Origin of the sequence: Corynebacterium sp. MSK035 (genome assembly GCF_030232615.1) — a bacterium.
GTDB lineage: Bacteria > Actinomycetota > Actinomycetes > Mycobacteriales > Mycobacteriaceae > Corynebacterium > Corynebacterium jeikeium_D.
In genome coordinates this window covers 1-14,303 of record NZ_JASPJP010000011.1, presented here as the reverse complement: position 1 = coordinate 14,303, position 14,303 = coordinate 1, and the positions used below count along the sequence as shown (strand labels likewise).

At 60.1% G+C, this 14,303-nt stretch carries 12 protein-coding genes and 1 rRNA gene; 6 read left to right on the top strand and 7 right to left on the bottom strand.

Translation table 11 applies throughout. The features are described 5' to 3' along the window. Position 1: 1 nt before the first annotated feature. The 3 genes from QP978_RS07775 to QP978_RS07765 form a co-directional block, all read right to left on the bottom strand. Positions 2 to 874 carry a TrmH family RNA methyltransferase gene (locus QP978_RS07775; protein ID WP_016423311.1) on the bottom strand — a complete coding sequence of 291 codons (873 nt, stop codon included), beginning with the start codon at positions 872 to 874 and terminating at the stop codon, positions 2 to 4. 9 nt (positions 875 to 883) lie between these two features. Continuing rightward, on the bottom strand, positions 884 to 2,398 hold the full coding sequence (locus tag QP978_RS07770) for an NCS2 family permease (protein WP_016423312.1): 1,515 nt from the start codon (positions 2,396 to 2,398) through the stop codon (positions 884 to 886). Between the two features lie 158 nt (positions 2,399 to 2,556). After that, entirely contained in the window at positions 2,557 to 3,249 is a 693-nt protein-coding gene (locus tag QP978_RS07765; RefSeq protein WP_224433761.1) for a DUF3027 domain-containing protein, read from the bottom strand. A gap of 23 nt (positions 3,250 to 3,272) precedes the next feature. Between QP978_RS07765 and QP978_RS07760 the strand changes: the two genes are divergently transcribed. After that, positions 3,273 to 4,433 (top strand): glutaminyl-peptide cyclotransferase, encoded by a 1,161-nt coding sequence (locus QP978_RS07760; protein ID WP_284857029.1) that lies wholly within the window; start codon positions 3,273 to 3,275, stop codon positions 4,431 to 4,433. A gap of 122 nt (positions 4,434 to 4,555) precedes the next feature. Then, positions 4,556 to 5,050, top strand: a complete 495-nt coding sequence (locus QP978_RS07755; protein WP_049193037.1) for a DUF2771 family protein — start codon at positions 4,556 to 4,558, stop codon at positions 5,048 to 5,050. 72 nt (positions 5,051 to 5,122) lie between these two features. On the opposite strand, the gene QP978_RS07750 is transcribed toward QP978_RS07755, so the two are convergent. Continuing rightward, positions 5,123 to 5,554 (bottom strand): cold-shock protein, encoded by a 432-nt coding sequence (locus QP978_RS07750; RefSeq protein ID WP_005511873.1) that lies wholly within the window; start codon positions 5,552 to 5,554, stop codon positions 5,123 to 5,125. An 871-nt stretch (positions 5,555 to 6,425) separates the two neighbouring features. Between QP978_RS07750 and QP978_RS07745 the strand changes: the two genes are divergently transcribed. Continuing rightward, positions 6,426 to 7,046, top strand: coding sequence for a transglycosylase family protein (locus tag QP978_RS07745; protein WP_016423316.1), 621 nt, complete (start codon positions 6,426 to 6,428; stop codon positions 7,044 to 7,046). 442 nt (positions 7,047 to 7,488) lie between these two features. Here the strand turns inward: QP978_RS07745 and QP978_RS07740 are convergent, their stop codons facing one another. Beyond that, positions 7,489 to 7,677: a hypothetical protein gene (locus QP978_RS07740; RefSeq protein WP_016423317.1), complete on the bottom strand. Its 189-nt coding sequence runs from the start codon at positions 7,675 to 7,677 to the stop codon at positions 7,489 to 7,491. Positions 7,678 to 7,751: 74 nt separating this feature from the next. Here QP978_RS07740 and QP978_RS07735 point away from each other — a divergent pair, with 74 nt between their 5' ends. The 3 genes from QP978_RS07735 (at position 7,752) to QP978_RS07725 (ending at position 12,787) form a co-directional block, all read left to right on the top strand. Next, positions 7,752 to 10,268, top strand: a complete 2,517-nt coding sequence (locus QP978_RS07735; protein WP_070862790.1) for a helicase-associated domain-containing protein — start codon at positions 7,752 to 7,754, stop codon at positions 10,266 to 10,268. A 148-nt stretch (positions 10,269 to 10,416) separates the two neighbouring features. After that, complete coding sequence (locus tag QP978_RS07730) at positions 10,417 to 12,120, top strand: DNA repair helicase XPB (RefSeq protein ID WP_284857028.1); 1,704 nt, start codon at positions 10,417 to 10,419, stop codon at positions 12,118 to 12,120. A gap of 25 nt (positions 12,121 to 12,145) precedes the next feature. After that, the gene (locus tag QP978_RS07725) at positions 12,146 to 12,787 is read left to right on the top strand and encodes a DUF3239 domain-containing protein (protein ID WP_048733732.1); all 642 of its coding nucleotides are present in this window, start codon (positions 12,146 to 12,148) and stop codon (positions 12,785 to 12,787) included. 131 nt (positions 12,788 to 12,918) lie between these two features. Here the strand turns inward: QP978_RS07725 and QP978_RS07720 are convergent, their stop codons facing one another. Next, positions 12,919 to 14,061 (bottom strand): alpha/beta hydrolase, encoded by a 1,143-nt coding sequence (locus tag QP978_RS07720; protein ID WP_284857027.1) that lies wholly within the window; start codon positions 14,059 to 14,061, stop codon positions 12,919 to 12,921. A 168-nt stretch (positions 14,062 to 14,229) separates the two neighbouring features. Beyond that, a 5S ribosomal RNA gene (gene rrf, locus QP978_RS10895) occupies positions 14,230 to 14,303 on the bottom strand; the annotation flags it as partial.

Sequence of the window (14,303 nt, the reverse complement as noted above, 5' to 3'; positions counted from 1 at the left end):
TCTACCGCCCTGCGCGCTGCGACTGAACGCGCAGTCGCTCGTAGAACGCGATCGCCGCGGAGGTAGCCACATTCAGGCTGTCAGTTCCCGGTGACATGGGAATGCGAGCACGCACATCGGTGGCTGCCATCGCGTGCTCGGTAAGCCCCTGTCCCTCAGCGCCAACGAGAATCGCGACCTTGTCCGTGTCCATGGCATCCCACAGGTCCACCGTGCCCGCAGGGGTCATGGACACCACGCGGAAGCCCTGCTCTTTGAGCTGGTCCAGGCTTCGCTGCCAGGTGGTCGTAGTACCGGGCAGAGTCGCAAATGGGACTGTCAGCACATGCCCCATGGAAACGCGCACACTGCGGCGATACAGCGGATCGGCGCAGGCCGCGCCGAAGACGACCCCATCCACGCCCATGCCCGCCGCGTTACGGAACAGGGCTCCGATGTTCTCGTGGTCACCGACTCCCTCCATCACGGCCAAGGTGGTGGCTCCGCTCAGAACTTGGTCCACCGATAGCTCCGGCGCGCGGTCAGCGGTGGCCAGCAGGCCGCGGTGAAGATCAAATCCGGCCGCTGCGGCCAGAACCTCGCGGTCGAGTTCAAACCAGGGCACCGTTTCCGCAATAGCGGCCTCGCTCGCGGTCAGTCCGTCGGCAAGCGATGCGAGCTTCTGGCGAGTACCAAAGACTGCGCGGAGCGGAAAGCGTGAGCGCACTAACCGCGGCACAATGAGCGTGCCTTCGGCGATGACCAGCCCCTTCCCACCGGGCAAATCGGGGCGGGAATCGGACTTGTTGAGGTTGCGGATGTCATCGAGACGGCTGTCGGCGGGATCGTCGACGACGATGGGCGCAAAGCGTTCGAGGAATGTGGTGGTACTCATGGAAACTCTTTAGCCGCCCAGCAGAGCGGTGAACGGATCGGCGGCGAAGTAGATGATGAACAGGCCGGAGACAATCCACATCAGCGGATGTACGGACTTGGCACGACCCGAGAAGATAGCCATCGCAGCAAAGGTGATGAAACCGATGCCGATACCATTTGCAATCGAGTAGGTAAACGGCATGGTGACAATAGTCAAAAATGCCGGCAGTGCGATGTCGAAACGGGTGAAATCAATCTCGGTGATCTGCCCGATCATCATGGCACCGACGATGACCAGCACTGGCGCGGCAGCCTCGATGGGCACGATTTCATAGAGCGGGGTGAAAAACATCGCTGCCAGAAAGAGGATGCCGGTGACAATGTTGGCAAGGCCAGTGCGTGCACCATCGGCGATGCCCGCTGCGGAATCCACAAAGACGGTGTTCGACGAGGAGCTGACTGCACCACCGACAATGGCACCGGTGCCTTCGACAACCAGTGCGCGCTTCATGTCCGGCAGCACACCGTCTTCATCGACAAGTGCGGCCTGCTTGCCCAGACCAGTCATCGTGCCCATGGCATCGAAGAAGTTCGCCAGGACCAAGGTAAACAGCAGCATGGTGGCGCTGAGGGCACCGACGCGGGCAAAGGATCCGAAAAGATCCACAGCTCCAACGAGGGACAAGTCCGGCATGCCGCCTACGCGGTCCGGCAGAGTCGGTACCGCGAGATTCCAACCGGTCGGCACTGGCTTGCCATCAGCGAAGGAGGGGCCCGCATCCGTCAAGGCCTCGACTGCGAGCGCAATGATGGTATTCAGCACGATGCCGATGAACAGGCCACCTGGAATATTGCGGACAACCATGATGCCGCAGATAATCAGCCCGAGGACGAACACGGCGGTCGGCCACGAGGCAATCTGACCATTGATGCCGAGCTGCACCGGGACAGTCGTGTCAGCGGCATCGGGAATACGGCGAACCAGGCCACCGTCGACCAGACCAATCATGGCAATGAATAGGCCGATACCCACACTCATCGCGGCCTTCATATCGGACGGAATCGCGTGGAAGACAGCTGTGCGGAATCCGGTCAGCGCCAGCAGCACGATAATCACCCCGTCCAGCACGACCAGGCCCATCGCTTCTTCCCAGGCCAGCCCCTCGTTAGCAACGAATGTCACGGCAACCAGGGTGTTGATGCCCAGGCCCGTCGCAATGCCGAAGGGGTACTTGGCAAAGAGACCAAAAGTAATGGTCATGACACCCGCGGCGAGCGCGGTGACAGCAGCGACCTGTGGTATCCCCAGGCTATTGCCGTTGACATCCTCGATATTGCCGAGGATCAGCGGGTTGAGCAGAATGATGTAGGCCATCGCGAAGAAGGTCACTACGCCACCGCGAATCTCGGTCACGGTCGTCGAACCGCGCTCCGTGATGTGAAAATAGCGGTCCACTGCCGAAAGATGGCTCCCCTTCCGTGCAGGCTTGGAGTCCTTCGCCTCATCTGAGGATGTTGCAGAGGTGGACGTACCTTTGTCCATTTTTTATGCCTCTCTAGAGTCTCTTTACTATCCGTGTCACGTGTTTATCCGTGTCAGAGCGGAATTTTTGTGCCGAAAACCGTAACGGTGCAGTCTCTGGGGCCACGGTGGCGTCGAAACTGCACCTTCTTCGTCATCGCGTTTGCCTAGGTGGAAAGCTACAGGTGGGAATCCTGGTAGGGTTCCGCCACCGGTGCACCCTGCCCCGTTACTTCCGGGATAGCTGAGTGAGCACCGCAGCCGTGGTCAAAGCTTACGGCCGTGGCATCGAATGTCCATTCGTTGACGCACACGCCCCAGTTCTTACCGAGCGGCCCGGTCAGCGGGACCATAAAGGCGCAGGTTCGGCAACGGTGCAATGCTTCCCGAGCAAAGTCACTCTCGGGGCCGGTATCGCCCTCTTCCCAACGCTGCTCGGTGTCTTCCACACCACGCGCCGACAAGGTGCGGGTCTGCAAGTCATCGCCGTCGAGTCGCTCATCTCCCACTGCAGCCGGCAACAAATCGCGTGGACCGAGGTCACCGGGGCGCAGCCGCTCCTCGTAGGGCACCCATTCAGGCGCCTGCAGCGCGGTTTCGCCAGGGACAAGAGCCACTTCACTGACCGTCGCCTGTTGAGTGCCCGGCGCGCACGCGACCACCACATGCCACTCCCAGCCCCTGTATCCGGGCAGGTCAGCCGCAAAACGATGCACCGCAACGCCCTCGCCTACGACACTTACACCGGTGTGCGCGCCGGCAGGCCCCTCCCCGAGCTCTTCAATCGCGGTACGGGCAGTGTCGACCGCCTGGTGATTCATCACCTTCCCCCGTCGGCGGCTGTTTCGGGAACGTCGTCGATTTTCAGTCACGTTTCCTATCCTAGAGTGAAGCTATGGACAGATTCCCGTCGGGCGATGCAAAACTCGCCCGCCCTTTCCACTCATCACGCTTTACGACGGTCCGAGCTGCCATCCTCTCCGTGGCAACTGCCGCCCTATTGGCCGGCTGTGCGGCTGAAACTGGTTCAGGTGGCGATCCCTCAGGCGAGGCCCCTTCTAGTGGAGCTAGTGCGGACTCGAACTCCGGCACCGCCCCAAGGTCGACTTCGGCATCGGTTAATCCCTCCGAGCTGGTCGGTGCCGATAAGGTGCCGGGGCTCGGTGACGTTCCGACACTGAAACTGGCCATCGAGCAGTCCTATCCTGTCTTGGCTCCACCACTTCCCACGGAGAAGAATGTCGCTGCGCCTTTTGTCCAGGGCCTTGAGTTCAAACCCGATGGTTCTTTGTTGATGGGCACCGGCCTCTACGGTGAGTCCCAGATTTACCGATTACCGCAGTGGCTCGACAACTCTGCAGCCGAGCCGACCAACGTGGAAGATTTACAGCCTGAACTCTTCGGCGAGGGGATTACCCGTCATGGAGATACCGTGTGGCAGCTGACGTGGAAGGAAGGACGCGCCATTGAACGCGACGCGGCTACTCTCAAGCAGCGTCGCGAGGTTCCCTTCGACACCGAGGGCTGGGGCGCGTGCTCCTTCGATGACACCATCGTGACCTCCGACGGCAGTGGCACCCTCACTTTCCGCGCCCCCGATGACCTCTCTTCCCAGCGTCAACTGGCGGTCACTGCAGCAGGTACAGAGACAACGTGGCTCAACGAACTCGAGTGCGTCACTGTCAACGGCGACGCAGCTCTGGACGAAGTGCCGGACGAAGTACCAGCGGACACGAGCGATTCAAACAACCAGAGCAACGCGGACGGACCAAACTCCCCGCAATCGCACCGCGAGATTTGGGCCAACGTCTGGCAGAGTCCATTCATCTACCGCATCAACCCGGAAGACGGAAAGGTCACAGGCATCGTCGATGCCACCGAACTCTTCCGCGACTTGTACGCGCAGCTCTCCCCAGCAGAGCAAAACAGTATTGATGTGCTCAACGGCATTGCTCTAATGCCGGATTCTTCCTCTACCTCCCCCAATGGCCCCCGCCAGTTCCTGCTCACAGGGAAGAAATGGCCCACGGCCTACCGTGTTACCGTGAGTGAATAGCAGTATCTGGCCCGAAAACGGCTAGTGTGACTGAACGTAGCTTCAATTCCGTTACGAATGTCGGGAAGTGAGAGTTGATGGGATCGAGTAGGCGCCGCTGGCAACAGAATAGTAAGGCGTTCATGGTTGTCGGCGCTATTGTCGTGGTGGGTCTTGTCGTCACCGGCATTGTCCTTGCTGTCAATAAGTGGACCAACCAGGCAATCGACGACCCGCACGCGCTGTCCATCGAGGTCATTCAGGACGGCGAAACCACAGAGGTTCTTCCCTACCGTGTCTGCGACCTCTTTGAGAAGAATGCCTGCACCACGACTGAGGCCAACGCCGCCAAGATTTCTCTGGGCGAGCAGGAGACAGCTGAGGTTAACGTCGGCTCCACTGTTGGCTCTAACTCTTGGACTCTGCAGCGTTTCTTCTCCGACGATGCGGTCAACTCCACCTCTCGCAAGGATCCGGGCGAAGCCACGACCGAGACCATCGCCGGCTCCGCAGCTGTTGCCGGCAAACGCACCCCACTCGGGGTCGTGGAGGTTTCCACCGCGCTCATCGGAAAGAACTCCGAGGGTGAAGAGACCACCTACGGTATTACTTGGTCGATCGTCAACGAACAGTCGTAAAGCACAGCAAAACGCCCGCTCACTGAGGTTATCCACCTTCGTGAGCGGGCGTTTTTCACATCTTCTACCGACTTACGAGTCCAGCTCGCGCGCGACCGCACGCAGGACTTCAGCCATCTGGTGGCCGTCCTTACGCTCCGGGTAACGCCCGGCGCGCAGGTCACGCTGCACCGTCGACTCCAGCATGGAAATCATGTCCGAAATCATGCCGTTGAGATCGCTGGGGCTGTGCTTCTTTGCTTGACGACGGGCTCCTGCGCCCCCACCTGCCCCGCCACGGCGGTGACGGGCACCGCGCGGTCCCTCGTCGAGCACCTTGATCCGGAGAGCCTGCGGGCCTGGGCGGCCGTCAGCGTAGTCGTACTCCAGGCGCTGACCAGTTACGAGTTCTTCCACACCTTTCGGCAGCACGTTCTTGCCGATGTAGACATCTTCACCGTCCGGATTCGAAACGAAGCCAAAACCGCGATCCTTGTCGTACCACCTGACCTTACCGATGGGCACTTTCCACCTAACCTTCCCGTGCCCTGTGACTGGGGGCACTCAACCTCGTTCCCCCTTGTGCAGCGGTGACTGCCCTTCGGGGTCTTCGGATCGGAGATGCAATTCTTCCGCATTTGCCACCGTCCTCGCACGCACAAACGGCCAGAGTTAGAGGCTCGCTCGCGGCGAGCCTGGCCAGACAGGATCGCGAGGATATGCCGGGCCGGGCGCTGTCTTAATGGTGTTCCTTTAATTAAGGTGCGACCAAAACAGGACGCACTCCAACGGGGAACACATTATTTATTACTGCTTACTAGTGCGAAGTGGCGGCAGCGGTAGCGGCGTGCATGTGCACGTCACCTCCGATTACCTAAAGAACTCAATTATACCCATAGATGGAGACATAAAGGGAAGACGGATTTGAGTGAAGCGAGCACGCTCGCGGATTGACACACCGAGACGGCAACTAACTGCCAGCGTTGGTTCTTTATGGCTATCTCTTATGGCCATCCTTCTCAGTGCATGCGGCGCGCCAAAACCGGAAAAATAACAAGACGATAACGTGAGCTTTATCACATTTTGAAGTTTTAACTTACACAACACCAATAACAGTCACGTCTCTTACCTGCAGTTTCACCTACTTTTATGCATATTTCCCACCTGCGCTCAAAATTAAGAATCCGGCGATTCGCGTGACTATTTCGTTATCAACCGCTACGGTGTGCAATCGACGCGTTTAACGGACGAAGTCGCATAGATCGCCTTCATCTCACTCCAGTGCGATGACATCGGCCCGTTATCAATAACGTGAAGAACTTTCCATAAGAGTGAGATGGGGTTGCATTAGCCCCACTGGCGCCACAAAGAAAATCGACGAAAAGGAAATTTTCATATGGCTCGCCACGCAGCTAAGACCAACACCTTCGCTTCCACTTCGGCAAAGGTTGCACTGACCGGCGCAATCCTCGGTGCCGGTGCCGCTATCTTCGCACCGACCGCTTCTGCAGCTCCGGACTCCGACTGGGACCGCCTGGCACAGTGTGAGTCCGGCGGCAACTGGCACATCAACACCGGAAACGGCTACTACGGCGGTCTGCAGTTCTCCGCAAGCACCTGGAACGCTTTCGGTGGTAACGAGTTCGCTTCGACCGCTGATCAGGCTTCCCGCGAGCAGCAGATTTACGTTGCTGAGAAGGTCCTGGCTCAGCAGGGTTGGGGCGCATGGCCGGCTTGCTCCGCAAGCCTGGGTCTCTCCTCCGGCCCGACCGATCGTCCGCACCCGAGCCAGGGCTCCGCTCCTGTTCGCGCACAGGCCGCTCCGGCAGCTGCTGCTTCCGACTCCAAGACTGACCTGGTCCAGCAGTTCGCTGACCGCCTGTCCAACGTCGACAGCCTGTCCGACGCTCAGGCACTCATCGCTGAGTTCCGTGCACTGACCGGCGAGGTTGAGCTCCCGCAGGAACTGGTCGCAGCCATTCCGTTCGACCTGTCGAAGCTGCAGGGTCTGATTTAAGACTTTCGAGCTAGCCAGCTCATCACAGTAGCCCCGAGGGTAATCCCCCTCGGGGCTACTTTTTGGCTTCCGCAGGTTGGCGGTACCGACCCAACGCGAGTTAGTGACTGCGTGAGTTACTGCCTGCGTTTATGGCTAGCGACCGCGTGCCAACGCGAGTTAGTGACTGCGTTTATGACAAAAATGGCCCGAAAAATGGCTTGAAAGTGTCATAAACTTACACAGTTTCACATTTGCAGCCCGCATCCATGGGGCCATTCCGGTGGATTGGCCAAAAAACTGGGCTTGAATAAGCCCCCGCCCACTTCAAGCCCCCACTTCAAGCGCCCCTACTCAAGCCCCCGCCCCGAGGCCACTGATGTGAAAACCCGCAGCCATGGCTGAACTAGCAGTCACGGCTGCGGGCCTCCAGCAGAAGTAGCTCTGCTAAGAATCTAAAAGATTACTTGTTAATCACCGTGGTCGGGTGCACGTAACCCAGAGTCTCCGGATCAACCGGGAACTCAATGTCGCCGAAAGGCGAATCTGCACCAGCGTGGTGAGCAATCAGTTCAGTAACAGCGTGCTGACCAGGCTCGAGGTCCTTCGGCCAGCCGGGATCGACATAGGATTTCTTTGCAACGTTAGCCATGCTGAGATTATCCCAAAAATTTTCTCCCCAGTCACCTTCTCCCCTCCTTAAATCTCACTAAAGTGGGGATTGTCATGACTAGCACCACCCCCTTTGCACTCTTTTCCGACTGGCTGGCAGGTCAACCAGACCAATTTGTGGGCACTATCCTCAGCAATCGCCCCGATGCGCTGTCGCCACCGCCGAAGTCTTCCCAGGTGCTAGCGGCAAGGCTCCAGCTCCGCGCTTCTGTCTCCCGCGCGCTGACCAAACTGCCCGCACTGGAGCTCGCCTGCATTGAGGCCGCCGCCGACCTCGGTGCTGACGCCGAACCCGTCACTGCGGACGCCCTCATCGACTACATTCTCGACTTACTCTCTCGAGCAGAGGTTCCCGCCAATCAACGGCCCACGGCCACGCATATTCGGACAAGCCTCGATACCCTGCGCGAATACGGACTCATCTGGGGCAACGGTCCCGGCCCCCGCGGCACCTTCACCGGCAAGTCCACCCGCAAGAAACCTCTGCCCTGGCAGGACTACTTCTGTCTCAGCGATGAGGTCGCCACCTCGTTGCCACCCGGCTGGTATCTTCTGCCCAATCCCGATGGCCCCAGCCGCAGCCAGCTACGCACGGCACTCACCGAGGTCACAGACAGGCAGCAGCGTCTCCTGGATACCCTCGCCAACTCCGGAGGGCTCGGCGTCACAAAGGGCGCTCATCCGGATGCCGACCCTTCGCTGCCGGTCCCAGCGCTCATCAACGCCGGCCTGCTCGAACGCATCGACGAGGGCACCGTTCGCCTGCCCGCCACCGTTCGCGCGCTTATGCGTGGAGTCGGGCTTGCCGACGACGACGTCCCCCTGCGCCCCGAAACCCCCGCTACCCACGTGATCGCCAGCGGTAACGACCGTGCTGCCGCCACTGCCTGGGAAACTTTGCGACAGGCGACTGACCTGCTGGACTTGCTGGGAACCGCCCCCGCGCCGACCTTGAAAAACGGTGTCATCGGAGTGCGGGAAACCCGCAGTCTCATCGAGGAGCTCGGCGTCGACATCTCGGAGTTGGCTCGCGGCGTGGCTAACCTCAGTGCAGCGGGCCTGGTTCATGTCGGCACTCCGCATCCGCTGCCACTGCACGACAGCGGTGGTGACTATTTCGCCCCCACGCTGGCAGCCGACGGCTTCCTCGACGCCGATCTGGTTGACCGGTGGGTGAGTTTGACGGTCGGCACTCGCACTAGCGACGCAGCTCCCTGGCGGGTCGACCAGCTCAATGAGGAAGGCAAGCGCATTGCTCTACTCTCCCCACAAGCTCGGCTCTCCGGGGTACCGTCAATCCGGGAAATGGTGCTGGCCTGCTGTGCGCAGGTGGCGTCGTCGGCAAGCGACAACGACATCGTTGCTCTGACTGACCTGCGTGAATGCGCCGCCTACTACTACCCGATTACCAACGCGAGGTGCACGGACGAGACGCTCAGTGGCGTGGTCGACGAGCTGGTCGCCCTCGGCATCGTCGTGCGGGACCCGGGCGTGGAAACGATTTCCGTCGGCCTTAGCGAGGTCGGCAAAGCCATGGTCGCGCTCATCGAATCCGGTACCGCCGAGGCCTTCGACGATCTGCGTGCCGCCTGTAACAACCTCTTGCCGCCGAACGCCTCGTACCTGATGGTTCAGGCGGACAACACCATTGTCGTACCGGGCCCCGCATCCCCGGAGATGGAACGCATGCTCAGTTCGATTGCGCAGCTGGAATCTCCCGGCCTCGCCAGCGTCTACCGCGTGACCGAAGACAGCCTTCGCGATGCCCTCGACGCCGGCATCAATGCCGCCGATATCTCGGAGTTTCTTTCGCGCTACGCCGTCGGCGAGGTGCCGCAGTCCATTACCTATTTGCTTGACGACGTCGCCCGCCGCCACGGTCGTCTCCGCGGTGGCCCCGCAGCTTCGTTTATCCGCTGTGACGATCCGGCCCTGCTGGCCTCATTCCAGAGTCACCAGGCTGGGCAAAGCCTGGCGTTGCGGAAGATTGCCGAAACGGTGCTAATTAGCCAGGCCCCGCTTGCCCAGGTGATTGAGACCGCTAGAAATGCGGGCTTTTCCATCATCGCCGAAGATGCAGAGGGTTTGGTGCTGGATCTCGGTCGCGCTCCCTGCCGCATTGAGGCGCCAGCTCCGGTGCCTACTGCGCGTACAACGATGCCCGAACCGGAACGCATCAGCCAGGCGTTGACGGCTATTGCCGATGGCAACCGTGCTGCTGAGCACGCTGGTAGTTCCAGTGGCACTGCAGCCAGTGGCAACACTGCTGGGGTCTCTGGCTCGGCTGCGGATTCGGCGACAGGTACGGGCACGGCTGCCGGTGCCAGCGCTAGCACCGGTGGCACGAGCGACTACGCCTCCGGCACCGAAGCGTTCAAGCTTCTGCAGCGCGCGGCTCGCCATGGCGACGACCTGTATTTGAGCTACGTTGACCGCAACGGCAAACCCGGCCGCAAGCGCGTGCGCCCAGTCACCGTCTCCGGTGGGCAGGTCGATGCTATCGACCCGGCCACCAGTCAAGTGCTGCGCTTCCTGCTGCATCGCATTACCGAAGTACATCCTGTCGACTAGGCGGCGGGCGCGCGGACCGTCGTAAAGCGATGCAGAAGCGAATGTGGCGGTTCGGGATAATTCGAGCCCGTGCCGCATCTTCTGCGTAATCGTGGCAGAATTGACCTTTAGCTTATTTTTGGTCGAATGTCTGCGAGGCGAGGGAATAATGGGTTTCGGTACGGGTCCGCTGATCGTCCAATCGGATAAGACGGTGCTGCTGGAGGTCGATAACCCGGAGGCGGATGCGGCACGCGCGGCGCTGGCACCGTTCGCGGAGCTCGAACGTGCTCCTGAACATGTGCACACCTACCGCATCACCCCGCTGGCGCTGTGGAATGCCCGCGCCGCCGGTCACGACGCGGAGCAGGTGGTCGATGTCCTCGAGCGCTTCTCCAAGTTCCCCGTCCCACAGCCGCTGCTTATCGACGTCGCGGAGACCATGGACCGCTACGGTCGCCTGAGCCTGACCAAGCATCCAGCTCACGGCCTTATTCTGGTTTCACACGACCCTGCGGTACTGGCCGAGGTGACCAAGCACAAAAAGATTCGTCCGATGCTCGGCGAGCAAATCGACGCCGACACCTGGACCGTGCACCCCTCCGAGCGAGGCCGAATCAAACAGGAGCTGCTGAAGGTCGGTTGGCCGGCCAATGACACCGCCGGCTACATCGATGGTGAGGCACACGCCATCGCTTGGCAGGATCAGGGCACCAGCGGCCACGACACCTGGGAACTGCGCGACTACCAACGCATGGCGGCTGATTCCTTCCGCGAAGGCGGCTCCGGCGTCGTGGTGCTGCCCTGTGGCGCAGGCAAGACAATCGTCGGTGCTGCGGCCATGGTAGACGCGCAGCGCACCACTTTGATCCTGGTCACCAACACCGTCGCCGGCAGGCAGTGGCGCGACGAGCTGCTGCGACGCACCTCGCTGACCGAAGACGAAATCGGCGAATACTCCGGCGAAAAGAAGGAAATTCGCCCCGTCACCATTGCGACCTACCAAGTGGTCACGCGCAAGACTAAGGGAGAATACCGCGCACTCGAGCTATTCGATTCCCGCGACTGGGGCCTCATCATCTATGACGAGGTCCACCTCCTGCCCGCTCCCGTGTTCCGAATGAGTGCGGATCTGCAGTCGCGCCGTCGACTGGGGCTCACCGCTACCCTGGTGCGCGAAGATGGCCGCGAGGGCGACGTCTTCAGCCTGATCGGCCCGAAGCGCTACGACGCCCCGTGGAAGGACATCGAGGCCCAGGGCTGGATCGCACCGGCTGACTGCGTTGAGGTCCGCGTGACCCCAACCGAGTCCGAGCGCATGCTCTACGCCACGGCTGAGGCCTCCGACAGGTATCGTCTGGCCGCAACGACGCCGACGAAGATTCCCGTCGTCAAGCAAATCCTTGCCCGACACGAGGGCGAACCCGCTCTGGTGATTGGTGCCTACCTGGATCAGCTCGAAGAGATCGGCGAAGAGCTCGGCGTCGACGTCATCGAAGGAAAGACGTCCAACGCCAAACGCGAGGAGCTCTTTGGGAAGTTCCGGCGCGGCGAGATCAACACGCTGGTGGTCTCCAAGGTTGCGAACTTTTCCATCGACCTTCCCGAAGCCTCCGTCGCCGTGCAAATCTCCGGCACCTTCGGTTCCCGACAGGAGGAGGCACAGCGCCTGGGGCGTCTCCTGCGCCCGAAGTCCGATGGTGGTGGCGCCGTCTTTTACTCGGTGGTGACTCGCGATTCGCTCGATACCGAATACGCAGCTCACCGCCAGCGTTTCCTGGCGGAACAGGGCTACGCCTACCGAATCGTCGACGCAGACGAGTACCTCGGGCCCTCCCTGCCCGGTGATTCCACCGCTAGCTCGGAATCCTAGAAAACTGGATAACTAAAGGACTGCCATGAACTTTCACTTCCCCGTCAACCGCGAGCACACCAACGCCAACAACGAGTACTACCGCGATGCCCGCCGACTGCTCATCTCCTCCGGCATTTTCTCTGCTCTGCTGCTCGTCGGCGCTGTGCTGGTTCTAATAGTTTTCGACCGCACGCCGTTTGTTATCGGCAGCGCGGTTATGCTTTTCGCCCTCGCAGCTCTCTACGTCGGCGTTACCTTCCAGGTGCGACGCGCAATTAAGGATCCGCAAGAGCTTTACGACGAATCCCCGCTGGTTCCGGCCATGATTGCGCGTGTGGATGAGCGGACCATGGTGCTGATGACCCTGGTGGACATGCGTAAAACCCCCTCCGATGGCGAGCCCGTCCCGGCCCTGGCTACACGTACGGTCACCACGATTTCCGGTGTTCCCCGCCGCGTGGGCGCGAAGGTGCCAGCTGTTGCTGTGGCCGGTACACACAAGAGCCGCACCGAGTTCTACGACGAAATCACCCCAGTGCCGCTCGCGTGGTCCACTCCAGACAAGTCAATCATTGCCCAAGCCCAGCGCAATATTCCTGTCAACGATTGGAATGTGCTCGAACGCAACATCGACCGGGTGGAAGAGGTACACGCAACGAAGCGCAATCTCCTGCCGCTGAACTAGTCGGGGGCTGTTAGCCCCCGACATTTTGGCACTGAACTGTTCTAGACCCGCCCCCGATTTCCCTTAGCAGCGCCCCCTCCGCGGTGCTCACATGCACGGCGAGAGCGCCATTGGGAACTGAAACGGATTGACTAGCTCTTGCCCCATGACTCTTCGTTCTGCCGGTCGATCGCTTCCTTATCGTATTCACCTGCCGGATCCTCTGGCAGCTCACGTTCCGTGTGAGTGGCCTCTAGAATGAACCGCGCCGCGTCCGTAATCTGTTCTCGCTGAACCTTTGGAACCGCAATCTGGTGAGTCGCCAAGAATACCGCCTGAGAGGCCTCTCCCCCTGCCTCCTCAACCTTCTTCAGGTACTCGGTAGCTGGCCGAACGACAGTATCGCGGGAGGCCGCCTGAACGTGGACACGCATGCTTCGCGACGGCTCATGCAATCCCGGTGACACTTCCTTTGCCGAATCATCAGAGGTGCCGAAGAATGCCTGCAACCACACCGCAGGAGCACCACGCAGGTCTAGAGCCGGGGCAACGAGCAACAGAGCAACCGGAGTGTCTTGACTAATCTGGTCCACCGCAGAAACAACGTTGTGGCCGCCTGAAGAGACACCATAGAGAACTATCGGGTTCTGATCACTGATGGGCATTGCACCCAATTTTTGAAGCTGCAACGAATCATCTGCAACAGATGCGACTACCCGCGCGATGTCATTGACGGCCTCAGATACTTTATGCTCTGGCGCGAGACGGTAATCCACATCCACAACAATTGCGCCCGATCGGGCTGCCAGGGCAGCCATATTTGGGCCGAAGGAATCCTCACGCAGACTGCCGTCACCCATCCAGAAAGCGCCGCCGTGTGCAGCAACTACCACAGACCCGGTTGGATCCTGCGGGACAAAAACCCGAACCGGAACGCTAGGACTATCCCCCACCGTCGTATCCGTCACCTCTACCTTGCCGTCGGCATACGCAAGGTATGGCGAAGAGTGGTTGACAGCCGCCCCCAGGACCATCATCGAACCGTGAATAATGGCGTCTGGCATACGAGCGCCGCGGTCATTGACTGACGCACGAGCCTTCTCAATGTCTTCCTCAGAGGCACCCAAGGGGACAACCTCGCTCAAGTAGGAATAGGCCGAGACGTGTTCTTCGAGCCATTCAATAAGCTGTTGTAGCTTACCTTCTTCGGTCGTTACGGGAGTGAAGTTGTCTTGAGCCTCGTCCTCAGAAGAAGCGAGGTTAACCACATCGGAGTTAGGTGTCTGATTAGTCATAGAGACAGTCTGCCACAGAGAGCCAACGAGGATTCACCAAAAGAGGAAACCGAGGATCCGATCGACGCTTAGTTAATTCCGTTAACCTGTGGGTAAAACAAAAGTGGGCCGCAGCACCCAACCCCACACAAGGGGCAAGGCAACCACGACCCACAAACAAGATTATTATGCCGGCGGCGACCTACTCTCCCACACCCTCCCGAGTGCAGTACCATCGGCGCTGGTGGACTTAGCTTCCGGGT

Coding starts and splice junctions, on each gene's coding strand:
- QP978_RS07760 (WP_284857029.1), top strand. CDS start 3,273: ATGGACAGATTCCCGTCGGGCGATGCAAAACTCGCCCGCCCTTTCCAC.
- QP978_RS07755 (WP_049193037.1), top strand. CDS start 4,556: ATGGTTGTCGGCGCTATTGTCGTGGTGGGTCTTGTCGTCACCGGCATT.
- QP978_RS07770 (WP_016423312.1), bottom strand. CDS start 2,398: ATGGACAAAGGTACGTCCACCTCTGCAACATCCTCAGATGAGGCGAAG.
- QP978_RS07745 (WP_016423316.1), top strand. CDS start 6,426: ATGGCTCGCCACGCAGCTAAGACCAACACCTTCGCTTCCACTTCGGCA.
- QP978_RS07740 (WP_016423317.1), bottom strand. CDS start 7,677: ATGGCTAACGTTGCAAAGAAATCCTATGTCGATCCCGGCTGGCCGAAG.
- QP978_RS07775 (WP_016423311.1), bottom strand. CDS start 874: ATGAGTACCACCACATTCCTCGAACGCTTTGCGCCCATCGTCGTCGAC.
- QP978_RS07725 (WP_048733732.1), top strand. CDS start 12,146: ATGAACTTTCACTTCCCCGTCAACCGCGAGCACACCAACGCCAACAAC.
- QP978_RS07730 (WP_284857028.1), top strand. CDS start 10,417: ATGGGTTTCGGTACGGGTCCGCTGATCGTCCAATCGGATAAGACGGTG.
- QP978_RS07720 (WP_284857027.1), bottom strand. CDS start 14,061: ATGACTAATCAGACACCTAACTCCGATGTGGTTAACCTCGCTTCTTCT.
- QP978_RS07735 (WP_070862790.1), top strand. CDS start 7,752: ATGACTAGCACCACCCCCTTTGCACTCTTTTCCGACTGGCTGGCAGGT.